At 70.9% G+C, this 5,407-nt stretch carries 7 protein-coding genes; 3 read left to right on the forward strand and 4 right to left on the reverse strand.

The features are described 5' to 3' along the window. On the forward strand, nt 1-528 hold a 528-nt coding region (locus ACWCO3_RS30880; RefSeq protein ID WP_450013398.1), incomplete at its 5' end, for a PucR family transcriptional regulator. Nucleotides 529-591: 63 nt separating this feature from the next. Here the strand turns inward: ACWCO3_RS30880 and ACWCO3_RS30885 are convergent. The 3 genes from ACWCO3_RS30885 to ACWCO3_RS30895 all read right to left on the reverse strand — a co-directional run bounded on the left by ACWCO3_RS30885 (nt 592) and on the right by ACWCO3_RS30895 (nt 3,564). Next, entirely contained in the window at nt 592-1,200 is a 609-nt protein-coding gene (locus ACWCO3_RS30885; protein WP_145783854.1) for a TetR/AcrR family transcriptional regulator, read from the reverse strand. An 11-nt stretch (nt 1,201-1,211) separates the two neighbouring features. After that, nucleotides 1,212-2,780, reverse strand: coding sequence for an MFS transporter (locus tag ACWCO3_RS30890; RefSeq protein WP_145783856.1), 1,569 nt, complete (start codon nt 2,778-2,780; stop codon nt 1,212-1,214). Between the two features lie 82 nt (nt 2,781-2,862). Next, on the reverse strand, nt 2,863-3,564 hold the full coding sequence (locus ACWCO3_RS30895; protein WP_450013401.1) for a transcriptional regulator: 702 nt from the start codon (nt 3,562-3,564) through the stop codon (nt 2,863-2,865). Between the two features lie 200 nt (nt 3,565-3,764). Here ACWCO3_RS30895 and ACWCO3_RS30900 point away from each other — a divergent pair, with 200 nt between their 5' ends. Then, nucleotides 3,765-4,622, forward strand: coding sequence for an SPFH domain-containing protein (locus ACWCO3_RS30900; protein WP_357932523.1), 858 nt, complete (start codon nt 3,765-3,767; stop codon nt 4,620-4,622). 23 nt (nt 4,623-4,645) lie between these two features. Next, nucleotides 4,646-5,122 carry a VOC family protein gene (locus ACWCO3_RS30905; RefSeq protein WP_244311800.1) on the forward strand — a complete coding sequence of 159 codons (477 nt, stop codon included), beginning with the start codon at nt 4,646-4,648 and terminating at the stop codon, nt 5,120-5,122. Nucleotides 5,123-5,162: 40 nt separating this feature from the next. Here ACWCO3_RS30905 and ACWCO3_RS30910 read toward each other — a convergent pair. After that, on the reverse strand, nt 5,163-5,407 hold a 245-nt coding region (locus tag ACWCO3_RS30910), incomplete at its 5' end, for a GNAT family N-acetyltransferase (protein ID WP_450013404.1).

The following is a 5,407-nucleotide window of genomic DNA, read 5'->3' on the forward strand; positions in this document are numbered from 1 at the left end:
ATGCTGCCCGGGCAGGACGCGGGTGGCAGCGCTCGCGCGGTGGCCCGGGACCTGTCCCGGGTGACCGGCCGTCCGGTGACCGCCGGGGCGAGTGGCCCGTCGAACGGCCCGGGGGCGCTGGCCGCCACGTTCCAGGAGGCGGACCGGTGCCTGACCGCGCTGGGTGCCCTGGGCCGCGCCGGTCAGGGTGCGAGCACTGCGGAACTGGGATTCGTCGGGTTGCTGCTGGGGACGGTGGGTGACCGGGGCGAGAAGGACGTGACCCAGTTCCTCAGCGCCACCGTGGGGCCGGTGGTCGACTACGACGCCCGGCGCGGAACGGCTCTGGTGAAGACGTTGGAGGCGTACTTCGGGGTGGGTGGCAGCCTGGCCCGGGCCGCCGAGCAACTGCACGTGCACGTCAACACGGTGACCCAGCGGCTGGAGCGGGTGGGGCAGTTGCTCGGCGCCGACTGGCAACGGCCCGACCGGGCGTTGGAGGTGCAGCTCGCGCTGCGCCTGCACCGGCTGCGCGCCCCGGCCGGCTGACCGCGCCACCGGACCAGACTCCGGGCCCGGCGTGGAGAGCCACGCCGTGCCCGGCACGCCGGATCAGCGGGCGCGGATGCCCTCCAGTACGGCGTCGACGACCCGCTCGGGCAGGGTCTGCTCGTCCAGGTCCGGATTCCACTGCAGCACCCGCTGGATCAGCATGGGCCCGGTGAGCAGTGCCATCGTCACCTCCACGTCGATGTCGGCGCGGAGCACACCCTCGTCGATGCCGCGTCGCAGCACTTCGCGCATCAGCTGCCGCCGGGGCGAGATGATGTTCTGGTAGAGCTGGAACTGGTCCGCGCTGCGGTTCACGGCGGGTGCCAGGCAGGGCATGATCTTCGCCGCTCGCGGGTCGACGTTCTTGCCGATCGCGCCGACCAGCAGCACCAGGTCGTCACGGACGGAGTGACCGGCCGGCTGCGCCATGACGCCCTTGAGTCGCCGCAGCGCGTCGAGCAGCAGGGCGTCCTTGCCGGCCCAGCGGCGGTAGATGGTGGCCTTGCCGACCCCGGCACGGGCGGCGATGGCCTCGATCGAGAGCGCCTCGATGGTGCTGCCCTCGGCGAGCAGGTCGAGGGTGGCTTCGATGATCGCCTCGTCGGCGCGGATGCTCCGCGGTCGCCCGGGCGACCGCGGAGCATCGGCAGTGGACGTCATGTCCGACATTCTCCCCGAACCTATGCCGTGCCGGCCAACTCGGGCTCGGCGACCGGGGCCGCCGGCGCGAGGCTGGTGTCCTCCCGACCGGGCATCCAGCGCAGCACCACGATGATTCCGAGCGCGGCGATGATCCCGGAGAGCCCGGCCGCCCAGTGCATGGCGGTGACGAAGGCGTCGTTGGCGGCCGAGATCAGCGCCGGCGCCGCCGGGCCGAGCTGGCCCGCCGCCGCGTACGCCCCGGAGATCGACTCGTTGGCCGCGTCGCGGGCACCCGTGGGCAGCCCGGTCAGCGCGTCACCGATGTCGCTGCGGTAGACCGCGGAGAGCACCGAGCCGAGGACCGCGACACCGAGCGCGCCGGCCACCTGACGGATGGTGTTGCTGACCGCGGAGCCGACACCGGCCTTCTCGCGCGGCAGCGCCGACATGATCGACTCGGTGGCCGGCGGCATGATGTTGGCCATCCCGGCGCCCTGGATGAGGAAGACGAGCAGCACGATCCAGATCGGGGTGGAGGCGCCGATGAAGACGAACGCGGCGAGCGAGATCACGGTCAGCGCCAGCCCCACGGTGGCGACGGCCTTGCCGCCGTAGCGACGGACCATCGCGGCGCTGCGGGGCGCGAAGATCAGCTGGGCGCCGGCGAAGGGCAGGAAGAGCAGACCGGTCTGCAGCGGGCTGTAGCCCCGCACCAGCTGCAGGTAGAACGAGCCGAAGAACATGGAGCCCATCGCGGCGAAGAACACCAGGCCGACGATGGCGACCGGGGCGGCGAAACGGGGCACCTTGAACAGTCGGACGTCCAGCGACGGGTGGTCGCTGCGCCGCTCGTGCTGGACGAACCAGGCCAGCACGGCGATGCCGACGAGGATCGAGCCCCAGGCCATCGGACGGTCGAAGCCGTGCTCACCGCCGTCGATGATGCCGTAGGACAGGGCGACCAGACCGACCACGGAGAGCAGGACGCCGAGCACGTCGACGCGGCCCGGGCGTGGGTCACGCGACTCGGGGACCAGCAGGGCCACCAGGACCACGCCGGCGACGACCACCGGCACGTTGATCAGGAAGACCGAGCCCCACCAGAAGTGCTCCAGCAGCGCGCCGCCGAGGATCGGGCCGATGGCCACGGCGAGACCGACAGCGCCGGCCCAGACACCGATGGCCCGGCCACGCTCACGCGGGTCGAAGACGTTGGAGATGATCGACAGGGTCACCGGCATGATGGCCGCGCCGCCGACGCCCATGAGGGCGCGGGCCGCGATGAGCTGGCCAGGGCTCTGGGCGTACGCGGAGAGCAGCGACGCCAGGCCGAACAGCGCCAGACCGACCATCAGGAAGCGCTTGCGGCCGGCGCGGTCGCCGAGAACTCCGAAGGTGAACAGCAGCCCGGCGAAGACCAGCGTGTAGGAGTTGATGGCCCACTCCAGCTGACCCTGGCTGGCGCCGAGGCCGTGCACCGGGTCGGCCAGGGTGCGCAGGGCCACGTTGAGGATCGTGTTGTCGAGGACGACCACGAGGAGGCTGATCACCAGCACCCCCAGGATCGCCCACCTCCTCGGGTGGCCCGTGTTGTTGTGCAGCTCCATGCCTGGTTTTCCCCCCACGCTTCACCCGCGGCGCAATACGATACGGGTCAGACTCGTAACGTGGGTCAGCCTACGACCCCCATTAACGATACGGCACCGATCCGTATCGTATGTGGTGGGCATCACGCCCCGCAGGCACGTCCAAACAGGCGGCGACCGCGTCCGGCAGCGAGCCGAGGTGCGCCGCCGGCCGGGTGAGCGGCTCGATCCAGCCCGGCCCGGCGCCGTACACCCGCAGGCAGGGGAAGTCCCGGGCGAAGCGCACCAGCCGGTACGCGCGGCCGGTGACCGGCGTCTGCGACCAGAGCACGACGGTGTGCGGGCGCGCGCGGTGGACCGCGCTGGTCAGCGCCGGCCAGGGCAACGTCGAGCCGAGATTCAGACAGCCGCGACCCTGCTCGCGCAGCGCGGCCGCCAGCGCCTGCAGCCCGAGGCTGTGGGCTTCCCTCTCGACGCCGGCCAGCAGCACCCCACCGGCGGGCAGTGGGCGGCCCGGTTCCCGTCGGTACACGTCGAACGCGACCCGGACACCCTCGGTGAGGGCATGCTCGACGACGAGTTCCGCGGCGGTCCGCCCCGGCAGCCGAGCCAGCAACGGGCGGCAGACCTGCCCCCAGAGCGCCGGCACGCCCCACGCCTCCGCCAATTCCAGCACCAGCGTGGCGACACCGTGACCGTCCAGGTCCTCGGCCGCCAACAGGACCTGCTTGTGCGCGATCTCCACAGCCTCGGCCGGCATCGGATCGGTCAGCACCAGACGTACCCCCGGGTAGATGGTTTCCACCCGGGATTCGCTGAAACAACGCGCGGTGGATGCGCCGTCGCGGATTTTAACCAGCGGCGGACCGCGCGGGGTCAAAGACCGTCGATGACGTCGGCATCCGGCGGGCGGCGGACGTGCGGGAACTCCACTCCCGCACGCCGCCGGCTTGACCGGGTCTCCTAGGTTGATGATCCACACAGCCCAGCGGAAGGTCCCACCCCATGCCCGTCGGCTTCACCATGGCGATCGTCTTCGCCGTCGCCCTGGCGGTCAGCGCCGTCCTGGCCCTGGTCGCCCCCGCGCGGCCGTTGAAGCGGACGGCCGCCCTCGCGGCGCTCGTCTTCCTCGCCCTCACCCTGCTCGTCGGCGTCACCGCGAGCGCCCACTCGGTGCCCATCCGCTCGGTCGGCATCGTCACCAGCTTCGGCAAGCCCACCGGCGAGGTGACCGGCTCGGGGCTGAAGTGGGTGGCGCCGTGGCAGAAGGTCGGCGAGTGGGACGCCGGCCGGCAGAAGTACGACCACATCGGCGGGAACAACTGCGTACGCGTCCGCACCGGCACGCTCGCCGACGCGTGCGTCGAGGTGCTCGTCGAGTGGCAGGTCAAGCCGGAGAACGCGCCGAAACAGTTCATGGACTACAAGGGAGACTTCGGCAGCTTCCGAGGCCAGCGGGTGGGTGTGCAACTCGACAGCGCGGTCAACGACGCGTTCGCCGCGTACAACCCGCTCGAGAAGATCGACGCGCAGACCGGTGACCTCAACGTCGACCTGAAGCCCTTTGCGGCGAACATCAAGACCAGCGCGGAGACCCGGCTCGCCACCGACGTGGACATCCTCTCGGTGACCATCACCCGGGTGAACCACGACGACAAGACCGAGGGCAACATCAAGGCGTTCCAGGACAAGCTGGCCCAGACCCGCAACCTGGAGCAGGACCGCAAGAACGCCGAGATCTCCAAGCAGATCACCGAGACCAATGCGAAGGTCGACAAGGTGACCCGCTGTCTGGAGATCGCGGAGAAGAACGGCGCCAACCCGGGCCTCTGCATCAACCCGGGCATCGTCACCGGCAAGTGACGGCCGCCCGAGAGGAGAGCATCATGACCGACGCCACCGTGCGAGGCCCGCAGCCTCGGCGAGGGACGATCCAGCGGATGGACAACGTCGCCATCGTCGTCGACGACCTCGCCGCCGCCGTGGCGTTCTTCGTCGAACTCGGACTTGAGCGGGAAGGCGAGGCGACAGTCGAGGGCAGCGCGGTAGATCGCCTCGTCGGCCTTGCGGGAGTCCGCTCGGACATCGCGATGATGCGCACCCCGGACGGCCACGGACGGGTCGAGCTGACCAGATACCAGACGCCGCCCAGCCGAGAGGGTGACCCCCGCGCGCCGACGAACACGCTGGGCGCCCATCGCATCATGTTCGCCGTCGACGACATGGACGACATCCTCGACCGCCTGCGCCCGCACGGGGCCGAGCTCATCGGCGAGCTGGTGCAGTACGAGAACAGCTACCGGCTGTGTTACCTGCGCGGCCCCGCCGGCATCGCCATCGCACTGGCCGAGCAGACCGGGTAACGCCCCACGGGATCGCGACTGGACGCCGCAGCCGGGCCGGCTACGACGTCCAGTCGCGCCGGAGCAGCCCGTAGATCACCATGTCCGCGAAGCCGTCGCCGTCGTACTCGCGCTCCCGCAGGGTGCCTTCGTGCGTGAAGCCGCACGCCTCCGCGGTCCGCCGCATGGCCGTGTTGGTGGCCAGCGTCTCCAACTCCAGACGACGCAGGTTGCGGTTGCGGAAGCCGTACCGGCAGAGCAGCCGGATCACGTCGGTCCCGTACCCCTGGCCACGTGCCTCGGGCA

The organism is Micromonospora sp. NPDC002411 (assembly GCF_053592955.1).